Origin of the sequence: Streptomyces sp. Ru71 (assembly GCF_002920535.1) — a bacterium.
Classification (GTDB): Bacteria; Actinomycetota; Actinomycetes; order Streptomycetales; family Streptomycetaceae; genus Streptomyces.
Genome location: NZ_PQSS01000036.1, coordinates 1 through 18,608, shown reverse-complemented (window position 1 = coordinate 18,608; position 18,608 = coordinate 1). Strand labels below are relative to the sequence as shown.

At 70.6% G+C, this 18,608-nt stretch carries 15 protein-coding genes; 12 read left to right on the top strand and 3 right to left on the bottom strand.

What is annotated here, in order from left to right; translation table 11 throughout:
- Positions 1 to 95 precede the first annotated feature (95 nt).
- Positions 96 to 2,498, bottom strand: a complete 2,403-nt coding sequence (locus C3489_RS21360; RefSeq protein ID WP_103783626.1) for an MFS transporter — start codon at positions 2,496 to 2,498, stop codon at positions 96 to 98.
- A 161-nt stretch (positions 2,499 to 2,659) separates the two neighbouring features.
- Positions 2,660 to 3,103 (bottom strand): SRPBCC family protein, encoded by a 444-nt coding sequence (locus tag C3489_RS21355; protein WP_103783625.1) that lies wholly within the window; start codon positions 3,101 to 3,103, stop codon positions 2,660 to 2,662.
- Between the two features lie 201 nt (positions 3,104 to 3,304).
- Here C3489_RS21355 and C3489_RS21350 point away from each other — a divergent pair, with 201 nt between their 5' ends.
- From C3489_RS21350 to C3489_RS21340, 3 genes are all read left to right on the top strand, one after another.
- Positions 3,305 to 4,351 (top strand): Rv2578c family radical SAM protein, encoded by a 1,047-nt coding sequence (locus C3489_RS21350; protein ID WP_103783624.1) that lies wholly within the window; start codon positions 3,305 to 3,307, stop codon positions 4,349 to 4,351.
- 133 nt (positions 4,352 to 4,484) lie between these two features.
- Complete coding sequence (locus tag C3489_RS21345) at positions 4,485 to 6,053, top strand: alpha/beta hydrolase (RefSeq protein ID WP_103783623.1); 1,569 nt, start codon at positions 4,485 to 4,487, stop codon at positions 6,051 to 6,053.
- 75 nt (positions 6,054 to 6,128) lie between these two features.
- On the top strand, positions 6,129 to 6,527 hold the full coding sequence (locus C3489_RS21340) for a RidA family protein (protein WP_103783622.1): 399 nt from the start codon (positions 6,129 to 6,131) through the stop codon (positions 6,525 to 6,527).
- A 6-nt stretch (positions 6,528 to 6,533) separates the two neighbouring features.
- Here C3489_RS21340 and C3489_RS21335 read toward each other — a convergent pair whose 3' ends face one another.
- Complete coding sequence (locus C3489_RS21335) at positions 6,534 to 7,109, bottom strand: adenylosuccinate lyase (protein ID WP_103783621.1); 576 nt, start codon at positions 7,107 to 7,109, stop codon at positions 6,534 to 6,536.
- A 405-nt stretch (positions 7,110 to 7,514) separates the two neighbouring features.
- On the opposite strand from C3489_RS21335, the gene C3489_RS21330 reads away from it, so the two are divergent.
- The 9 genes from C3489_RS21330 (at position 7,515) to pssA (ending at position 18,434) form a co-directional block, all read left to right on the top strand.
- Positions 7,515 to 9,320, top strand: a complete 1,806-nt coding sequence (locus C3489_RS21330; protein WP_103783620.1) for a 3-hydroxyacyl-CoA dehydrogenase family protein — start codon at positions 7,515 to 7,517, stop codon at positions 9,318 to 9,320.
- Between the two features lie 148 nt (positions 9,321 to 9,468).
- A complete protein-coding gene (locus tag C3489_RS21325; protein ID WP_181139776.1) occupies positions 9,469 to 10,281 on the top strand; it encodes a TetR family transcriptional regulator in 813 nt (270 codons plus the stop codon).
- A 402-nt stretch (positions 10,282 to 10,683) separates the two neighbouring features.
- Positions 10,684 to 12,021 (top strand): crotonyl-CoA carboxylase/reductase, encoded by a 1,338-nt coding sequence (gene ccrA / locus C3489_RS21320; protein ID WP_181139777.1) that lies wholly within the window; start codon positions 10,684 to 10,686, stop codon positions 12,019 to 12,021.
- Between the two features lie 9 nt (positions 12,022 to 12,030).
- The gene (locus tag C3489_RS21315; RefSeq protein ID WP_103783617.1) at positions 12,031 to 14,079 is read left to right on the top strand and encodes a protein meaA; all 2,049 of its coding nucleotides are present in this window, start codon (positions 12,031 to 12,033) and stop codon (positions 14,077 to 14,079) included.
- On the top strand, positions 14,076 to 15,041 hold the full coding sequence (locus tag C3489_RS21310) for a CoA ester lyase (RefSeq protein WP_103783616.1): 966 nt from the start codon (positions 14,076 to 14,078) through the stop codon (positions 15,039 to 15,041). The genes C3489_RS21315 and C3489_RS21310 overlap by 4 nt, the downstream gene beginning before the upstream one ends.
- Positions 15,042 to 15,046: 5 nt before the next feature.
- Positions 15,047 to 15,559, top strand: a complete 513-nt coding sequence (locus C3489_RS21305) for a MaoC family dehydratase (protein WP_019757884.1) — start codon at positions 15,047 to 15,049, stop codon at positions 15,557 to 15,559.
- Positions 15,560 to 15,562: 3 nt separating this feature from the next.
- Positions 15,563 to 16,768, top strand: a complete 1,206-nt coding sequence (locus C3489_RS21300; RefSeq protein ID WP_103783615.1) for an acyl-CoA dehydrogenase family protein — start codon at positions 15,563 to 15,565, stop codon at positions 16,766 to 16,768.
- Between the two features lie 171 nt (positions 16,769 to 16,939).
- Positions 16,940 to 17,596, top strand: a complete 657-nt coding sequence (locus C3489_RS21295) for a phosphatidylserine decarboxylase (protein ID WP_103783614.1) — start codon at positions 16,940 to 16,942, stop codon at positions 17,594 to 17,596.
- A gap of 22 nt (positions 17,597 to 17,618) precedes the next feature.
- Complete coding sequence (pssA, locus tag C3489_RS21290; RefSeq protein WP_103783613.1) at positions 17,619 to 18,434, top strand: CDP-diacylglycerol--serine O-phosphatidyltransferase; 816 nt, start codon at positions 17,619 to 17,621, stop codon at positions 18,432 to 18,434.
- Positions 18,435 to 18,608 lie beyond the last annotated feature (174 nt).

The following is an 18,608-nucleotide window of genomic DNA, read 5'->3' as shown; positions in this document are numbered from 1 at the left end:
TCTGCGCCGCCCTCCCACGGTAAGGGGACCGCGCACCGTGGTGTGCGGCAATAGGGGAATTGCCGCCGCCCGATGCGCGGGCCCCGGCGGCCGGCTCAGTCCTCGTGGCCGAGCTGCAGGTCCCGTTCGGTGCGGCCGCCGCCGGCGACCTGCAGGACGGTGGCGACGGGCGGGTAGCCGGCGGCGATGACGGTGTACTCGCCGGACGACAGGTCGACGAACCGGAACGTGCCGTCCGCTCCGGTGGTGAGGGTGTCGACGACGTTGCCGGCGGCGTCGAGCAGCGTCACACGCGCGTCCTCCACCGGCCGTCCGCCGCTCGCCCGCACGGTGCCGCGCAGCACGGCGCCGCCGGCGAGTTCGATGTCCTGCCGGGTCTCGCGGGAGGCCTGCACGGTGACCGGGAGGGCGGCGGGGCGGAAGGCGGGGGCGCTGGCGGCCAGGGTGTACTCGCCGGCGACCAGTTCGGTGATGACGTAGCCGCCCTCGCGTCCGCTGCGGGTGGTGGCGACGACTTCGCCGTGCACGTTGGTGAGGGTCACGGTGGCGTCCCGCACGGGCGTGCCGTCGGCGGTGAGCACGCTGCCCGCGAGGCGTCCGGCGCCGCCGAGGACGACGTCCAGTTCGACGGGCCGCTCGCCGACGGTCACGGAGACGGCCTGCGGCTGGTGCCCGCCCGCGGCGGCGATCAGGACGTACGCCCCGGAGCCGGGCGTGGCCAGCGCGTACCGCCCGTCCTCGCCGCTGGCGCCCCGGCCGATCTGCTGCCCGGCGACGTCGATGAGGGTGAGCGCCGCCCGGGGCACGACGGTGCCGTCGGGGTGCTGGACCGTGCCGCACACCGCGATGCCGGCGGCGTGGGGGGCGCGGGCCTGCGGAACGGCGGCGTGCACGGTCTCGGTCTGCGTCTCGGGGGCGGGGGCGTTGTGGGACACCAGGGGTTTCTCCTTGAGGAAGAAGGCGATGAGCAGGCCGAAGGCGAGGACCGGCACCAGGTAGAGGAAGATGCGCGGCATGGCGTCGGCGTAGGCGGCGATGTACGCGTCGCGCAGCGCGGGCGGCAGCCGGTGGACGAGCTGCGGGGTGATGGACTCGGCGTCGGGCAGGGCGGCACCCGCGTGTGCCGGGAGGCGGTCGGCGAGGGCGTCGCTGAGGCGGTCGGCGAAGAGGGTGCCGAAGACCGCGGCGCCGACGCTGCCGCCGATCTGCCGGAAGTAGTTGTTGGCGCTGGTGGCGGTGCCGAGGTCGGCGGGGCGCACGGAGTTCTGCACGGCGAGCACGAGCACGGGCATCACCAGGCCGATGCCGATGCCGAGGACGGCCATCCAGATGCTGTAGTGCAGCCGGGGCGTGTCCGCCTCCAGCCGGGACAGCAGCCACATACCGAGCGCGGAGACGGCGCCGCCGAGCACCGGGTAGAGCTTGTAGCGGCCGGTGTGGCTGATGAGCTGGCCGGAGACGATGGAGGCGCCGACGATGCCGCCCATCATCGGCAGCATCAGCAGCCCGGACTCGGTGGCGGAGGCCCCGTCGACCATCTGCAGGAAGGTCGGCAGATAGCTGGCGGCGCCGAACAGGGCGACCCCGATCACCAGGCCCACCAGGGCGGAGGTGTTGAAGACGGAGTCGCGGAACAGCCGCAGCGGGACGATGGGTTCGGCCGCGTGGTGCTCGGCGAGCAGGAAGAGCACGGCGGCCAGGAGCGCGCCGGCGCCGAGGCCGGTGATGACGCGCGAGTCCCAGGCGTACTCGGTGCCGCCCCAACTGGTCAGCAGGACCAGGCAGGTGGAGCCGGCGGCGAGCAGCAGGGTGCCGAGGACGTCGAAGCGGGGCCGGGCGGTGGGCTTGGGCAGTTTCAGTACGACGGTGACGACGGCGAGGGTGAGCAGGCCGAAGGGGACGTTGACGTAGAAGCACCAGCGCCAGGAGAGGTGGTCGGTGAAGTAGCCGCCCAGCAGGGGCCCGGCGACGGAGGCGAGGCCGAAGGCGGCGCCGATCAGGCCCATGAACCGGCCGCGCTGCCTGGGCGGCACGATGTCGGCGATGATCGCCTGCACGCCGATCATCAGACCGCCCGCGCCGACGCCCTGCACGGCCCGGAAGGCGATCAGCTGGTCCATGCTCTGCGCCCGCCCGGCCAGCGCGGAGCCGATGACGAAGACGACGATCGCGAACTGGAAGACGCCCTTGCGGCCGAGCAGGTCGCCGAGCTTGCCGTAGACGGGCAGTCCGACCGTGGAGGTGAGCAGATAGGCGGTGATCGCCCAGGACATCCGCTCCAGGCCGTGCAGCTCGCCGACGATCTTCGGCAGGGCGGTGGCGACGATCATCTGCTCCAGCGCGGCGAGCAGCAGCGCGAGCATCAGTCCGACGAAGACCAGGCGCACCCGGCGCGGGGTGAGCCCGGCCGGTGTGCCGGGCTCGGGCGCGGGAGGTTCGGGGGGCGCCGCCGGGGGCGCTTCCCGCAGTTCCTCCTGCGTCAGGGTGATCCCGCCCACGTGCCGCTCCCCTCGTCGCGCCTGTCGCACAATTCCCGCGTAAGGCGACAACTACGGGCAGGCGCGGCGAGTTACGGCGAATCGGCTCGTCGAACGGAGATCCACTCGAACCGGTGAGTCAGTCAACCGGAGGTCAACCCCGGTGGGTCACCGGCTACTTGTCACTTCTCGACCTCGGCGGCGAGCTTGGCGAGCATCGCGTCGTAGATCCGGCCGAGCCCCTTGGGCGCGAAGGTCTTCTCGAAGAAGCCGCCGATGCCGCCGGCGCCCGTCCAGGTGGTGGTGACGACGACCCGGGACCTGCCCTCCCCGGCCGGGGTGACGGTCCAGGTGGTGACCATGGAGGAGTTGCGGTCCTTCTCCACCAGCTGCCCGTCGGTGGGCTCGGTGACCTCCAGCAGGCAGTCGCGGATGCGCTTGCTGGTGGCCTGGAGCTTCCAGTGGACGAGGGTGCCCTCGCCGTCGCCGCCCTCGCGGACCTCGTACTCGCTGAAGTGCTCGGGCAGCAGCCTCTCGCGGGCGCCGCTGTAGTCGGCGAGGGTGTCGAACACCTTCTCCCGGTCCGCCGCGACGACCCGCTCGGTAGTGGCCTCGACCTGCGCCATCGGATCCCTCCAGGACCTCGTGTTCTCGGATGGGGGCAAGCCAACCACCCCGCCGTGCGGGGGCCCAAATCGGGGTGGCGGAAGTGATCGATCGGGGGTCGGCGGACGACCGGAGCTGACGCTCGCACGATCATGGGAACAAGTGTTCTATTGTGTGGCCGGAGGCACCGAGTCCTTCGCCCGAGCTACCGAGGAGGCGTCATGCGCTGGGAGAACCTCACCGTGGACTCCGGCGAGCACGGCCGGGCCGACGACACCGCGCTGTTCGGCGCGGACGCGGTGGTCCGCCGCACGTTCGACACGCCCGAGTTCGCCGGGATGACCTTCCACGAGATCCGGGCGCGTTCGATCATCAACCGGGTGCCCGGCGCCTCCCGCATGCCGTTCGAGTGGACGGTGAACCCCTACCGGGGGTGCTCGCACGCGTGCGTGTACTGCTTCGCCCGCAAGACGCACAGCTATCTGGACCTGGACACCGGCATCGGCTTCGACACCCAGATCGTGGTGAAGGTGAACGCCCCCGAGCTGCTGCGCCACCAGCTCGCCTCGCCGCGCTGGCAGGGCGAGCACATCGCGATGGGCACGAACGTCGACTGCTACCAGCGCGCCGAGGGCCGCTACCGGCTGATGCCGGGCATCATCGCCGCCCTGCGCGACCGCGCGAACCCGTTCTCGATCCTCACCAAGGGCACGCTGATCCTGCGCGACCTTCCGCTGCTGAGGCAGGCGGCCGAGGTGACCGACGTCGGCATCTCCGTCTCGGTCGGCTTCGTCGACGGCGAGCTGTGGCGCACCGTGGAGCCGGGCACCCCGGCCCCGCAGCGGCGCCTGGACGTCGTACGGACCCTGGCCGGGCACGGCATCGGATGCGGGGTGCTGATGGCGCCGGTGATCCCCTTCCTCGGCGACCGGCCCGAACAGCTGAGGGCGACCGTGCGGGCCATCGCGGCCGCCGGGGCGACCTCGGTGACGCCGCTGACGCTGCATCTGCGGCCCGGCGCCCGGGAGTGGTTCATGGCCTGGCTGCACGAGCACCACCCCTACCTGGTGCCGCGCTACGAGCGGCTGTACGCCGCCGGGGCCTACGCGCCGAAGTGGTACCAGCGCCGGATCACCCGTCAGGTGCACGAACTGGCCCAGGAGTACGGCATCGGGCCGGCCGGCCCGGGGCTGCCCCGCCGGATCCGGCCGGCGGAGCCGGCCGACACCCCCCGGACGACCGAACCGACCCAGCTTTCCCTCATGTGAGAGCGTTCGAGGGCATCCGGCGGCCCAATTGGGTCAAGTATCGCCAGAACGCGTTCCCCAGCAGTCGCTTTCCGGGACGATGCGGCGTGGACCGTGACACGCGCGGCCCGCCCCCTTTGTCCTGGGAGGCTCCATGAGCAAACGCGCAGCCGCGCTGTGCGGCGCCGCCGCCGTCCTGGCCGCGACCCTCACGGCCGCGCCGGCGCAGGCCGGTGCCGCACGGTCCGCCCCCGCCGCGCACCTCACCTGGAAGAGCTGCGGCACCGCCGACTACCCGACGCTGCAGTGCGCGTCCCTGAAAGTGCCGCTCGACCACGCCGTGCCGGACGGCCGCCGGATCACCCTGGCGCTGTCCCGGGTCCCGCACACGGCCAAGACGTACCAGGGCCCGCTGCTGGTCAACCCCGGCGGCCCGGGCGGCAGCGGACTCACCCTGGCCGGGTTCGTCGCCTCCTCGCTGCCCAAGGCGGTGGCCGCGAGTTACGACGTCATCGGCTTCGACCCGCGCGGCGTCGGCAGGTCCAGCCCCGCCCTGGACTGCGCGCCCGGTCACTTCGGGCCGGTGCGTCCGGACTCGGTGCCGGCGACAACCGCCCTGGAGCAGGCCAACCTCCGGCGTGCCACGTCGTTCGCGGCGGCCTGCGCCCGCACGTACGCGGATGTGCTGCCCCACATCGACACGGTGAGCGCGGTGCGCGACTTGGACGCCATCCGCCGGGCGGTCGGCGCGTCCAAGATCAACTACTTCGGATACTCCTACGGCACCTACCTCGGCGCGGTCTACGCCAAGCTGTACCCGCAGCGGGTGCGCCGCCTGGTGCTGGACTCCGTCGTCGACCCCACGGGTGTCTGGTACGACGACAACCTCGCCCAGGACCAGGCCTTCAACGACCGCCACCGGGCCCTGATGGCCTGGATCGCCCGGCACGACGCCACCTACCACCTGGGCACCGACCCGGCGAAGGTCGAGGCGAAGTGGTACGCGATGCGGGCGGCGCTGGCGAGGAAGCCGGCCGAGGGCAAGGTGGGCGCCTCGGAGCTGGAGGACACCTTCATCCCCGGCGGCTACTACAACGGCTACTGGCCCTACCTCGCCGAGGCGTTCGCGGCGTACGTCACCCGGCAGGACACCGCCCCGCTGGTCGAGGCGTACGGCAACTTCGGCGCGGTCGACGCCGCCGGGGACAACGGCTACAGCGTCTACACCGCCGTGCAGTGCCGGGACGCCTCCTGGCCGCGCGACTGGCGGCAGTGGCGCAAGGACAACTGGGCGGTGTACGCCAAGGCTCCGTTCATGACCTGGAACAACGCCTGGTACAACGCGCCGTGCGCCTTCTGGCCGAAGTCCGCGCTGCGCCCGGTGAACCTCGCGGGCGCCAAGCTGCCGCCGGTGCTGCTGTTCCAGGCGACGAACGACGCGGCGACCCCCTACCGGGGCGGCGCGGCCGTGCACCGGCTGCTGGCCGGCTCCAGCCTGGTCGTCGAGCAGGGCGGCGGCAACCACGGCATCACGCTCAGCGGGAACGGCTGCCTGGACCGGTATCTGGCGGCCTACCTGGCCGACGGCACGGTGCCGCGCGGCGGAGGGGCCGTCGACGCGGTGTGCGCGGCGCTGCCCGACCCCCAGCCGCTCGGCACGAAGGAGGCCTCCAGCGGCTCGCGCGGCTCGGCCCTGCACGGGCTGCTGGGGTTCCGTGGCTGAGGAGCGGGCGGCACCGGACGGTTGACCCTCCGTCGGGGGCGGCCCGTTGTCAGACCCGTGATCCATGATGGACGCATGACTGAGCTGACGAGGATCTCCGCCCCCGACGGTGTCGCGCCCGCGGCCCAGTACAGCCATGTCGTCATCGGCACGGGCCGCATGGTCGCCGTCTCGGGACAGCTCGCGCTGGCCGAGGACGGCACCGTGGTGGGCGAGGGCGACCCGGCCGCCCAGGCACGGCAGGTCTTCGAGAACCTCCGCCGCTGCCTGGCCGCGGCCGGGGCGTCGTTCGACGACGTCGTCAAACTGACCTACTTCGTCACGGACATGGCCGCCATGCCGGCGATCCGGGCGGCGCGCGCCGCGCACATACCGGACGACCGCCTCCCGGCCGCTTCGGCGGTCCAGGTGGCGGCCCTGGTGCGGCCGGAGTTCCTGATGGAGATCGAGGCGCTGGCGGTCGTGGCGGGCTGAGCGACCTCACCGCTGCCCGGGGATGCGGGCCAGGGCGTGCACCGCGGCCTCGGCCAGGGCGGGGTGGGCGAGGGCCTCGTCGAGGACCGGGCGGGCCCGGCTGTCGCCCAGTTCACCCAGGCCCTCCACGCACGCCAGGGCGACCCGGCGGTAGGGGTCGTGCGGGCGCAGCCGCCGCCGCAGCGTGGTGATCAGCGCCGGTACGGACTCCGGGGCGCGCAGCGCGACCAGCAGCCGCACGGGATGCAGGGCGTAGGCGACGCGCAGCTCGTTGGTGGCGAGCGCGGCCGCCGCGCGGGCGGTGCGCGGGTCGCCGAGCCGGGCCAGGGCGTGCGCGGCGGACGCGCAGCGCTCGGGGTCGCGGTGGTTGAGGAGCAGGACGAGGGACTCGAAGGCCCGCCGGTCGCCGGCGCGGCCCAGCCGGAACGCGGCCAGTTCGCGTGCCCACAGCGGCTGTCCGGGCGCGGTGAGCACCCCGGCGAGCACATCGTCGTCCCCGGTGGCGAGCAGCCGCTCGAACTCCGCCCCGCCGCCGGATTCGCGCCGTAAGCGCTCCGTGAGCGATCGCAACTCTTCGTCCATGCCTGAGAGGGTAGGGGCGCCGGGCGGACCGAGGGACGTACATCACAAAGTCCGGGGACTGGCGCGCTCGTTACCCGGCGGTTAAGCTCAGACGAGCGAGTTACCCACTCGCAGCTCCTCCTGGCGGTTTGGTGACGCGGCCGCCATGAGCAGAAGTCGGTTCGGTACCTGACGTACCGCAGTACGACTCGGCCTCGGGACAGGGCCGGTCGGACCTCCACCGTTCGCCGGGCGTGTGCGCGCCCGCCCCACTCTCGGCTTCCGCCCGAGCGGGGTCCCCGCGACGGCCCCGGGCGTGTGCGCTCGCAGCCCGGTCCACACCCGCACTCCTGCACGCACCCGGTGCGCCCCCGTGGCGCACCCGGGCGCTCTCCTCGTCGTCACCCTCATTCCTGGAGTCCCGCGATGGCCACTCCCCTGTCCCCCAGCTCTCCCTCCACCCTGAAGAAGATCGCTGTCGTCGGTCTCGGCACCATGGGCACCGGTATCACCGAGGTCCTGGTCCGGGCCGGCCGCGAGGTGACCGGCATCGACATCAGCGAGGCCCAGGCGGCCAAGTGCGTCGCCGCCCTGGAGGCCTCCACCGCCCGCGCCGTCGAGCGCGGCCGGCTGACCGAGCAGGAGCGCGCCGACGCCCTGGCCCGGGTCCGCACCACCACCGAGCTGTCCGCCGCCGCCGACGCCGACCTCGTGATCGAGGTGGCGCCGGAGTCGTACGAGATCAAGCACCAGATCTTCCGCGAGCTGGACGGGATCGTGCGCCCCGAGACCATCCTCGCGACCGGCACCAACGCCCTGTCCGTCACCCGGCTGGCCGCCGACTCGGCCCGCCCCGAGCGGGTGCTGGGCCTGCACTTCTTCAACCCGGCGCCGGCGATGAAGCTGGTCGAGGTCGTCTCCAGCGTGCTGACCGCGCCGCAGGCCGTCGCCCAGGTCACCGACCTGGCCCTGGAGCTGGGCAAGGAGCCGGTCGCGGTCGGCGACCGCCCCGGGTTCGTCGCCGACGGGCTGCTGTTCGGCTACCTCAACCAGGCCGCCGCCATGTACGAGGCCAAGTACGCCTCGCGGGAGGACATCGACGCCGCGATGCGGCTCGGCTGCGGCCTGCCGATGGGCCCCCTCGCGCTGCTCGACCTGATCGGCATCGACACCGCGCGCACCGTCCTGGACGCCATGTACGCCGAGTCCCGGGACCGGCTGCACGCCCCGGCGCCGATCCTGAAGCAGCTCAGCGAGGCGGGGCTGACGGGCCGTAAGGCGGGCCGCGGCTTCTACACCTACGAGGCGCCCGGCAGCGGAACCGTCGTGCGCGACGCCCTGACCCCGCTGGAGGGCGGCGGCCTCACGCCCGGCCGCCCGGTGCGCTCGGTCGGTGTCGCGGGCTCCGGGACCATGGCCTCCGGCATCGTCGAGGTGTTCGCCAAGGCCGGCTACGACGTGGTGCTGGCGGCCCGCAGCGAGGAGAAGGCGCAGGCGGCGAAGGCCAGGATCGGCAAGTCGCTGGCCCGCTCGGTCGACAAGGGCCGGATGACGGCGGAGGCCGCGGCACAGACCCTGGACCGCATCACCCCGGCCGGCTCCTACGACGCGTTCGCCGACGTCGACCTGGCCGTCGAGGCGGTCGCCGAGGACCTGGAGGTCAAGCGGCAGCTGTTCGCGACCCTGGACAAGGTCTGCAAGCCGGGAGCGGTCCTGGCGACCACGACCTCCTCACTCCCCGTCGTCGCGTGCGCCCGTGCCACCTCGCGCCCGCAGGACGTGATCGGCATGCACTTCTTCAACCCGGCGCCGGCCATGAAGCTGGTCGAGGTCGTCCGTACGGTGCTGACCGCCGACGACGTCCACGCGACGGTCCGCGAGGTGTGCACCAAGATCAGGAAGCACGCCGTCGACTGCGGCGACCGCGCCGGATTCATCGTGAACGCGCTGCTCTTCCCGTACCTGAACAACGCCATCAAGATGGTCCAGGAGCACTACGCCTCGCTCGACGACATCGACGCGGCGATGAAGCTGGGCGGCGGCTACCCGATGGGCCCCTTCGAGCTGCTGGACGTCGTCGGCCTGGACGTCTCGCTGGCCATCGAGAAGGTCCTGCACCGAGAGTTCCGCGACCCCGGCCTCGCGCCCGCGCCGCTGCTGGAGCACCTGGTGGCCGCGGGCTGTCTCGGCCGCAAGACGGGCCGCGGCTTCCGCGAATATGCCCGCCGCTAGGCGGCGTCCCGGCGACTGGCCGCAGGCCGATTCCGACCGCGCGGACTGGGGCGGCCTGCTCGATCCGGCCGCTCCTCCCCCGCCCTCCGAGGGCGGGGGAAGCCCCGGACCTGCGCACCGAGCTGCGCACATGCAGTACGTTCGGGTCATGTCCCAGCCCGCCAAGTCCTCACGTACCCCCGCCACGCCCGACGCGCCGGAGACGGCCGCGGGTTCCCGCGCGGCTGCCCAGCGGCTGAAAATGCGCCGAGAACTGGCGGCCGCCGCGATGGAGCTCTTCGCGACCAAGGGGTACGAGGCGACCACCGTCGACGAGATCGCCGCCGCCGCCGGCGTCGCCCGCCGCACCTTCTTCCGCCACTTCCGCTCCAAGGAAGAGGCGATCTTTCCCGACCACGACGACACCCTGATCCGCGCCGAGGCGGTGCTCAACGCGGCCCCCGCGCACGAGCACCCGCTGGACACGGTCTGCCGCGGCATCAAGGAAGTCATGAAGATGTACGCGGGCCGCCCGGAGATCTCCGTCGCCCGCTACAAGCTGACGCGTGAGGTGCCCACCCTGCGCGAGGCGGAGATCGCCTCGGTGGCCCGCTACGAGCGTCTGTTCACCCGCTATCTGCTCGGGCACTTCGACGAGCACGCGCACGACGACGACGCCAACGACGACCCGCTGCTGGCCGAGGTCGCCGCCTCCGCGGTGGTCACCGCGCACAACCACGTACTGCGGCGCTGGCTGCGGGCCGGCGGCCAGGGGGACGTGGAGGCGCAGCTGGACCACGCCTTCGCGATCGTGCGCAAGACGTTCGGCACGGGGATCATGGCGGGCCGCAGCACCGCGCCGCCCCAGCCCGCCGCGGCGACCACCTCCACGCACGGCGAGGTACTGGTGACGGTCGCCCGGACCGACGCGCCGCTCGACGAGGTGATGCGCACCATCGAGCAGGCGCTGAAGGAGCGCTGAGTCACTCGGTCCCTGTGACAACGGCCACCCCTTGGGGGTGGCCGTTTTGCCATGTCAGGACCCCTTTTCCACCTGAATTCCAGCCGCTTTCGAGCCCTCTTCGATCGATCATCGCTCATTTGTTGCGTAAAGATTTCATCTGAGAGCAGGTTCTGGCACTCAGTGCCTTGTCAGCTGACACGCGGTGTCATACGTTGAAGGAGTCCGGGCGGCTGTCCCAGCGGGCTCACCGTCCGCGCGCCCCGGACGCCTGCGTCACAGGCACCCTCCCGCGCCACAAAGCGCTGCCGAAGCACCACCCCCGCCGAACCGACGGCACACCCTCACACCCCTCAGCAGCACCGACGTAACCCTCAGCGCCCCTCCCTCAGGGCGCTCACCGCCGGAGGCAACACCGTGACCGTGAAGGACATCCTGGCCGCGATCCAGTCGCCCGAGAGCACCTCGGCCGACTTCGCCAACCTGCCGCTCCCCGAGTCGTACCGTGCGATCACCGTCCACAAGGACGAGGTCGAGATGTTCGCGGGCCTGGACACCCGCGACAAGGACCCGCGCAAGTCGATCCACCTGGACGAGGTCCCGGTGCCCGAGCTCGGCCCGGGCGAGGCCCTGGTGGCCGTCATGGCCTCCTCGGTCAACTACAACTCGGTGTGGACCTCGATCTTCGAGCCGGTGCCGACCTTCGCCTTCCTGGAGCGCTACGGCAAGCTCTCGCCGCTGACCAAGCGCCACGACCTGCCGTACCACATCATCGGCTCCGACCTGGCCGGCGTCGTCCTGCGCACCGGCCCGGGCGTCAACGCCTGGCAGCCGGGCGACGAGGTCGTCGCGCACTGCCTGAGCGTCGAGCTGGAGTCCCCCGACGGCCACGACGACACCATGCTCGACCCCGAGCAGCGCATCTGGGGCTTCGAGACCAACTTCGGCGGCCTCGCCGAGATCGCGCTGGTCAAGACCAACCAGCTGATGCCCAAGCCCAAGCACCTGAGCTGGGAGGAGGCCGCCGCCCCGGGCCTGGTGAACTCCACCGCCTACCGGCAGCTGGTCTCCCGCAACGGCGCCGCGATGAAGCAGGGCGACAACGTCCTGATCTGGGGCGCCAGCGGCGGCCTCGGCTCCTACGCCACCCAGTTCGCCCTGGCCGGCGGCGCCAACCCGATCTGTGTCGTCTCCTCCCCGGAGAAGGCCGAGATCTGCCGCAAGATGGGCGCCACGGCGATCATCGACCGCAACGCCGAGGGCTACAAGTTCTGGAAGGACGAGCACACCCAGGACCCCAAGGAGTGGAAGCGCTTCGGCAAGCGCATCCGCGAGCTCACCGGCGGCGAGGACATCGACATCGTCTTCGAGCACCCCGGCCGCGAGACCTTCGGCGCCTCGGTCTACGTCACCCGCAAGGGCGGCACCATCACCACCTGCGCCTCCACCTCGGGCTACATGCACGAGTACGACAACCGCTACCTGTGGATGTCGCTGAAGCGCATCATCGGCTCGCACTTCGCCAACTACCGCGAGGCGTACGAGGCCAACCGCCTGATCGCCAAGGGCAAGATCCACCCGACGCTGTCGAAGACGTACTCCCTGGAGGAGACCGGACAGGCGGCGTACGACGTCCACCGCAACCTGCACCAGGGCAAGGTCGGCGTGCTGTGCCTGGCGCCCGAGGAGGGCCTGGGCGTGAAGGACCACGAGATGCGTGCCCGGCACATCGACGCCATCAACCGCTTCCGGAACGTCTGAGAGCCGCAGATGACAGAGCGTCAGCCTTCGGAGTTCCGGAGGGAAAAGGACCGTCCGTGGCTCATGCGGACCTACGCCGGTCACTCCACGGCCGAGGCGTCCAACGAGCTGTACCGGCGCAACCTCGCCAAGGGCCAGACCGGTCTGTCGGTGGCCTTCGACCTGCCGACGCAGACCGGCTACGACCCCGACCACATCCTCGCCCGCGGCGAGGTCGGCCGGGTCGGCGTGCCCGTCTCGCACCTCGGTGACATGCGCCGGCTGTTCCAGGACATCCCCCTGGAGCAGATGAACACCTCGATGACGATCAACGCCACCGCCATGTGGCTGCTGGCGCTCTACCAGGTCGTCGCCGAGGAGCAGGGCGCGGACATCACCAAGCTCCAGGGCACGACCCAGAACGACATCGTCAAGGAGTACCTGTCCCGCGGAACCCATGTGTTCCCGCCGGGGCCGTCGCTCCGCCTGACGACGGACATGATCGCGTACACGGTCTCCCACATCCCGAAGTGGAACCCGATCAACATCTGCAGCTACCACCTGCAGGAGGCCGGGGCCACGCCGGTGCAGGAGATCGCGTACGCGATGTCCACCGCGATCGCCGTGCTCGACGCCGTGCGCGACTCCGGCCAGGTGCCGCAGGAGCGCATGGGCGACGTGGTGGCCCGTATCTCCTTCTTCGTCAACGCGGGCGTCCGCTTCATCGAGGAGATGTGCAAGATGCGCGCCTTCGGCCGCATCTGGGACAAGGTCACCCGCGAGCGGTACGGCATCGAGAACCCCAAGCAGCGCCGCTTCCGCTACGGCGTCCAGGTCAACTCCCTCGGCCTGACCGAGGCGCAGCCGGAGAACAACGTCCAGCGGATCGTGCTGGAGATGCTGGCGGTCACCCTCTCCAAGGACGCCCGCGCGCGTGCCGTGCAGCTGCCCGCCTGGAACGAGGCGCTCGGCCTGCCCCGGCCCTGGGACCAGCAGTGGTCGCTGCGCATCCAGCAGGTCCTCGCCTACGAGAGCGATCTGCTGGAGTACGACGACATCTTCGAGGGCTCGAAGGTGATCGAGGCGAAGGTCGACGAGCTGGTCGAGGCCTCCCTCGCGGAGATGGAGCGGATCCAGGAGATGGGCGGCGCGATGGCCGCCGTGGAGTCCGGCTACCTGAAGTCGCAGCTGGTCTCCTCGCACGCCGAGCGCCGGGCCCGGATCGAGTCCGGGCAGGAGAAGATCGTCGGCGTCAACATCTTCGAGTCGACCGAGCCCAATCCGCTGACCGCCGACCTGGACACCGCGATCCAGACGGTCGACCCGGCGGTCGAGGCCCAGGTCATCGCCTCGCTCCAGCACTGGCGGGACACCCGCTACCAGCCGCCCTTCAACCACCCGCGCCCGTGCAAGGCGCTGGAGAAGCTGAAGGAGGCCGCGAAGGGCACCGACAACCTGATGGAGGCCACGCTGGAGTGCGCCCGGGCCGGCGTGACGACCGGCGAGTGGGCCGGGGCGCTGCGCGAGGTGTTCGGCGAGTTCCGGGCGCCCACGGGCGTCTCCTCCGCGCCGGTGGCCGTGCCCGCCGAGCAGGGTTCCAAGCTGGCCGAGGTGCGCCGCAAGGTGGAGCTGACGGCGCAGGACCTGGGCGTGGGCAAGCTGCGCTTCCTGGTCGGCAAGCCGGGCCTGGACGGGCACTCCAACGGCGCCGAGCAGATCGCGGTGCGGGCCCGTGACGCCGGGTTCGAGGTGGTCTACCAGGGCATCCGGCTCACCCCGGAGCAGATCGTGGACGCCGCCCTCGCCGAGGACGTGCACGCGGTCGGCCTGTCGATCCTGTCCGGCTCGCACGCGCAGCTGGTGCCGGACGTGCTGGAGCGGCTGCGTGTGGCCGGTGCCACAGATATACCCGTGATCGCAGGTGGCATCATCCCCAGCGGAGACGCCGAACAGCTGCGGGCCGCGGGAGTGGCCGCGGTCTTCACCCCGAAGGACTTCGACATCACCGGAATCATCGGCCGCATCGTCGACGAGATCCGGACAGCGAACAAGCTCGACCCCCTGGAGGTCCCCGCATGACCACGCCTGTCAACCGCCTTCGCCCGCGGCGTTCCTGCCTGGCGGTGCCGGGCTCGAACCCGCGCTTCCTGGAGAAGGCCCAGGGCCTCCCCGCCGACCAGGTCTTCCTCGACCTGGAGGACGCCTGCGCCCCGCTCGCCAAGCCCGAGGCGCGGCACACCATCGTCAAGTTCCTCAACGAGGGTGACTGGACGGGCAAGACGCGCGTGGTCCGCGTCAACGACTGGACGACCGAGTGGACCTACCGGGACGTCGTGACGGTGGTCGAGGGCGCCGGCCAGAACCTCGACTGCATCATGCTGCCGAAGGTGCAGAACGCCCAGCAGATCGTGGCGCTGGACCTGCTGCTGACGCAGATCGAGAAGACGATGGGCTTCGAGGTCGGCAAGATCGGCATCGAGGCGCAGATCGAGAACGCGCAGGGCCTGAACAACGTCAACGAGATCGCGCAGGCCTCCCAGCGCGTCGAGACGATCATCTTCGGCCCGGCCGACTTCATGGCGTCGATCAACATGAAGTCGCTCGTCGTGGGCGAGCAGCCGCCCGGCTACCCGGCGGACGCCTACCACTACATCCTGATGAAGATCCTCATGGCCGCCCGCGCCAACAACCTCCAGGCGATCGACGGCCCCTACCTGCAGATCCGCAACGTCGACGGCTACCGCGAGGTCGCCCAGCGCGCCGCCGCGCTCGGCTTCGACGGCAAGTGGGTGCTGCACCCGGGCCAGGTCGAGGCGTCCAACGAGATCTTCTCGCCCTCCCAGGAGGACTACGACCACGCCGAGCTGATCCTGGACGCGTACGACTACTACACGTCCGAGGCGGGCGGCAAGAAGGGCTCGGCGATGCTCGGCGACGAGATGATCGACGAGGCCAGCCGCAAGATGGCCCTGGTCATCGCGGGCAAGGGACGCGCCGCCGGCATGCGGCGCACGTCGAAGTTCGAGATCCCGGAGGCCTGAGCGCGATGCAGTTCGGACGCACCTACGAGGAGTTCGAGGTCGGGGCGACGTACAAGCACTGGCCGGGCAAGACGGTCACCGAGTACGACGACCACCTGTTCTGTCTCCTCACCATGAACCACCACCCGCTCCACATGGACACGAACTATGCGGAGAAGACGACGGACTTCGGCAAGAACGTCGTCGTCGGGAACTACATCTACTCCCTGCTGCTCGGCATGAGCGTGCCGGACATCTCCGGCAAGGCGATCGCCAACCTGGAGATCGAGTCGCTCAAGCACGTGGCACCGACCTTCCACGGCGACACGATCTACGGCGAGACGACCGTGCTGGACAAGTGGCCGTCGAAGTCGAAGAACGACCGCGGCATCGTGTACGTCGAGACCAAGGGCTACAAGCAGGACGGCACGCTGGTGTGCGTCTTCCGCCGCAAGGTCATGGTGCCGACCGAGACGTACATCAAGGAGCGCGGCGGCGAGCAGCCCGGCCGCCCGGAACTCAAGCAGCAGGAGAAGTAGGCCATGGCCCGTCTCGCCCAGACCGCCGGACTGACCGACGTCCAGCAGGAGATCCTCTCCACCGTCCGGGACTTCGTCGACAAGGAGATCATTCCGGTCGCGACGGAGCTGGAGCACCGCGACGAGTACCCGCAGCAGATCGTCGACGGGCTCAAGGAGCTCGGTCTGTTCGGTCTGATGATCCCCGAGGAGTACGGGGGCCTGGGCGAGTCGCTGCTCACCTACGCGCTGTGCGTGGAGGAGATCGCCCGCGGCTGGATGTCGGTGTCCGGCATCATCAACACGCACTTCATCGTCGCGTACATGCTGAAGCAGCACGGCACGCAGGAGCAGAAGGACCACTTCCTGCCGAGGATGGCGGCCGGCGACATCCGGGGCGCCTTCTCGATGTCGGAGCCGGGCCTGGGCTCCGACGTGTCGGCCATCACGTCGAAGGCGGTCAAGGACGGCGACGAGTACGTCCTGAACGGCCAGAAGATGTGGCTGACCAACGGCGGTACGTCCTCCCTCGTGGCCGTCCTGGTGCGCAGTGACGAAGGACACCCCGAGGGCACGGCCCCGCACAAGTCGATGACGACCTTCCTGGTCGAGAAGGAGCCCGGCTTCGGCGAGGTCCGCCCCGGTCTGACCATCCCGGGCAAGATCGACAAGATGGGCTACAAGGGCGTCGACACCACCGAGCTGATCATGGACGGCCTGCGGATTCCGGCCGACCGGGTGCTCGGCGGGGTCACCGGCCGAGGTTTTTACCAAATGATGGACGGCGTGGAGGTCGGCCGCGTCAACGTCGCGGCGCGTGGCTGCGGCGTCGCCCAGCGTGCCTTCGAGCTGGGTGTCCAGTACGCCCAGCAGCGTCACACTTTCGGCAAGCCGATCGCCCAGCACCAGGCGATCCAGTTCAAGCTCGCCGAGATGGCCACCAAGGTCGAGGCCGCGCATGCGATGATGGTGAACGCGGCACGCAAAAAGGACTCCGGGGAACGAAACGACCTTGAGGCTGGGATGGCGAAGTACCTCGCCTCCGAGTACTGCAAGGAGGTCGTGGAGGATGCCTTCCGGATCCACGGCGGCTACGGCTTCTCCAAGGAGTACGAGATCGAGCGCCTCTACCGGGAGGCTCCGATGCTGCTCATCGGTGAAGGTACCGCCGAGATCCAGAAAATGATCATCGGGCGCAGACTGCTCGAAGAGTATCGGTTCCAGGGCTGATTGTCCGGGTACGGGGTGTTTTCTTCGGGAGGAAGATCACACCCCGTAGGCACTCTTCGGACGCCGACTCGGCTTCCTGGCTTACCCAGTTGTGCCCGTGAACCGCTACGATCGCGGAAAGCCGCCGTCCCCCTCCTAATAGAGCGGCATCATCCGCTACGAAGGTCATCCATGCCCCACAGCCAAACCTCTGCACCTCGCGACAGCCGAGCCGGCGTACGCCTCGCGCGCGGAGCATCGCCGTGGCTTCTCCCGACCGTCGCCACCGCAGCCCTCAGCCTGGCCCGCGCACGCCGCTCCGGCGCGGCCCGGGCCGTCGCCGTTCCCGCCACCGCGCTCGCGGCGGGGATGCTGTGGTTCTTCCGCGACCCCGAGCGCGAGATCGCCCAGGGCCGGGTCATCTCCCCGGCCGACGGTGTGGTGCAGAGCATCATGCCGTGGAAGGACGGGCGGACCCGCGTCGCGATCTTCATGAGCCCGCTCAACGTCCACGTCAACCGCGCGCCGCTGGCCGGCACGGTGACGTCGGTCGAGCACATCCCCGGCGGCTTTGTTCCGGCTTTCAACAAGGAGAGCGAGAACAACGAGCGCGTAGTCTGGCACTTCGACACCGAACTCGGCGACATCGAGATGATCCAGATCGCCGGCGCGGTGGCCCGTCGCATCGTGCCGTACATCCCGCAGGGGACGAAGGTCGAGCAGGGTGACCGGATCGGTCTGATCCGCTTCGGCTCGCGTGTCGACCTCTACCTGCCGGAGGGTGTGGAGGTCGCGGTCGAGGTCGGTCAGAAGACCGTGGCTGGGGTGACTCGCATTGACCGTGATTGATCCGCAGACTCAGTCGGGCTGGGTGCCCGAGGCGGCCGAGGAGGACGAGGAGGAGATGCCTCTCTCCCTCCGTCTCTCAATAGCGGACACCCTCACGCTCGGTAACGCCACATGCGGGTTCATGGCGGTGTACTTCACCACCACCGGCATCCTGATCCCGCACCTCACCGGCAGCCAGGAGTCCGGCATGGCCCGCCACAGCGCGGCCACGGCGGTCATCCTGATGCTCTGCGCGGCGGTCTTCGACCTGTTCGACGGCCTGGTGGCGCGGAAGCTGCGGTCCTCCCCGATGGGCGCGGAGCTGGACAACCTCTCCGACCTGATCAGCTTCGGCCTGGCCCCCGCGTACTTCGTCCTGGTCTACGGCATGGTCGCCGACGACGCCCACCAGAGAGTGGCGGCGGTCGGCGCGATCGTGGTTCTGCTGGCGGTCGTGCTGCGGCTCGCGCGCTTCTCGTGCGTGACGGTGAAGGACGGGACCTTCCAGGGCATGCCGAGCCCCTTCGGCGCGCTGACGGTGGTCGCGATCGTGCTGCTGGAGCTGCCGTTCGCGGCGACGCTGCTGGCGATCATCGGGACGGCGTGGCTGATGGTGAGCCGGGTGGAGTACCCCAAGCCGCGGGGGCGCCTCGCGGTGGCGATGCTCTCCTGGATCGTGCTCAGCATGGGCCTGCTGGCGGCCTGGGCGTTCGGCGCCCCTAGCGGGCAGCTCCTGCTCCAGACCGGCTGCGCGCTGCAGCTGGTGATGGGCGCGGTGATCCCGCTCTTCGCCACGGCTCGGCGGGTGAACAACTTCCGCGACAACCGGCGGGAGGCGCGGGCGGCGCAGCTGCCGTGACGCTCCGCTGAGAAGGGCCCCGGACCATTGGGTTCGGGGCCCTTTGCTTGTGCGTGCCCGGTGTCTGGGTGACCGTCCCTGGGGGCTCCGCGCCCAGACCCCCGGTGGGTTTCCCACCCACCCACCCACCCGTCTCGGTCGGCTGGAAGCCCACGAGAAAAGCGGTGACCCCGG

Excerpts from the sequence above, each read along its gene's own strand:
- C3489_RS21305 (WP_019757884.1), top strand. The coding sequence starts at position 15,047 with ATGCAGTTCGGACGCACCTACGAGGAGTTCGAGGTCGGGGCGACGTAC.
- C3489_RS21295 (WP_103783614.1), top strand. The coding sequence starts at position 16,940 with ATGCCCCACAGCCAAACCTCTGCACCTCGCGACAGCCGAGCCGGCGTA.
- C3489_RS21310 (WP_103783616.1), top strand. The coding sequence starts at position 14,076 with ATGACCACGCCTGTCAACCGCCTTCGCCCGCGGCGTTCCTGCCTGGCG.
- C3489_RS21315 (WP_103783617.1), top strand. The coding sequence starts at position 12,031 with ATGACAGAGCGTCAGCCTTCGGAGTTCCGGAGGGAAAAGGACCGTCCG.
- C3489_RS21335 (WP_103783621.1), bottom strand. The coding sequence starts at position 7,109 with ATGGACGAAGAGTTGCGATCGCTCACGGAGCGCTTACGGCGCGAATCC.
- C3489_RS21300 (WP_103783615.1), top strand. The coding sequence starts at position 15,563 with ATGGCCCGTCTCGCCCAGACCGCCGGACTGACCGACGTCCAGCAGGAG.
- C3489_RS21325 (WP_181139776.1), top strand. The coding sequence starts at position 9,469 with ATGTCCCAGCCCGCCAAGTCCTCACGTACCCCCGCCACGCCCGACGCG.
- C3489_RS21330 (WP_103783620.1), top strand. The coding sequence starts at position 7,515 with ATGGCCACTCCCCTGTCCCCCAGCTCTCCCTCCACCCTGAAGAAGATC.
- C3489_RS21340 (WP_103783622.1), top strand. The coding sequence starts at position 6,129 with ATGACTGAGCTGACGAGGATCTCCGCCCCCGACGGTGTCGCGCCCGCG.
- C3489_RS21350 (WP_103783624.1), top strand. The coding sequence starts at position 3,305 with ATGCGCTGGGAGAACCTCACCGTGGACTCCGGCGAGCACGGCCGGGCC.
- C3489_RS21355 (WP_103783625.1), bottom strand. The coding sequence starts at position 3,103 with ATGGCGCAGGTCGAGGCCACTACCGAGCGGGTCGTCGCGGCGGACCGG.
- C3489_RS21345 (WP_103783623.1), top strand. The coding sequence starts at position 4,485 with ATGAGCAAACGCGCAGCCGCGCTGTGCGGCGCCGCCGCCGTCCTGGCC.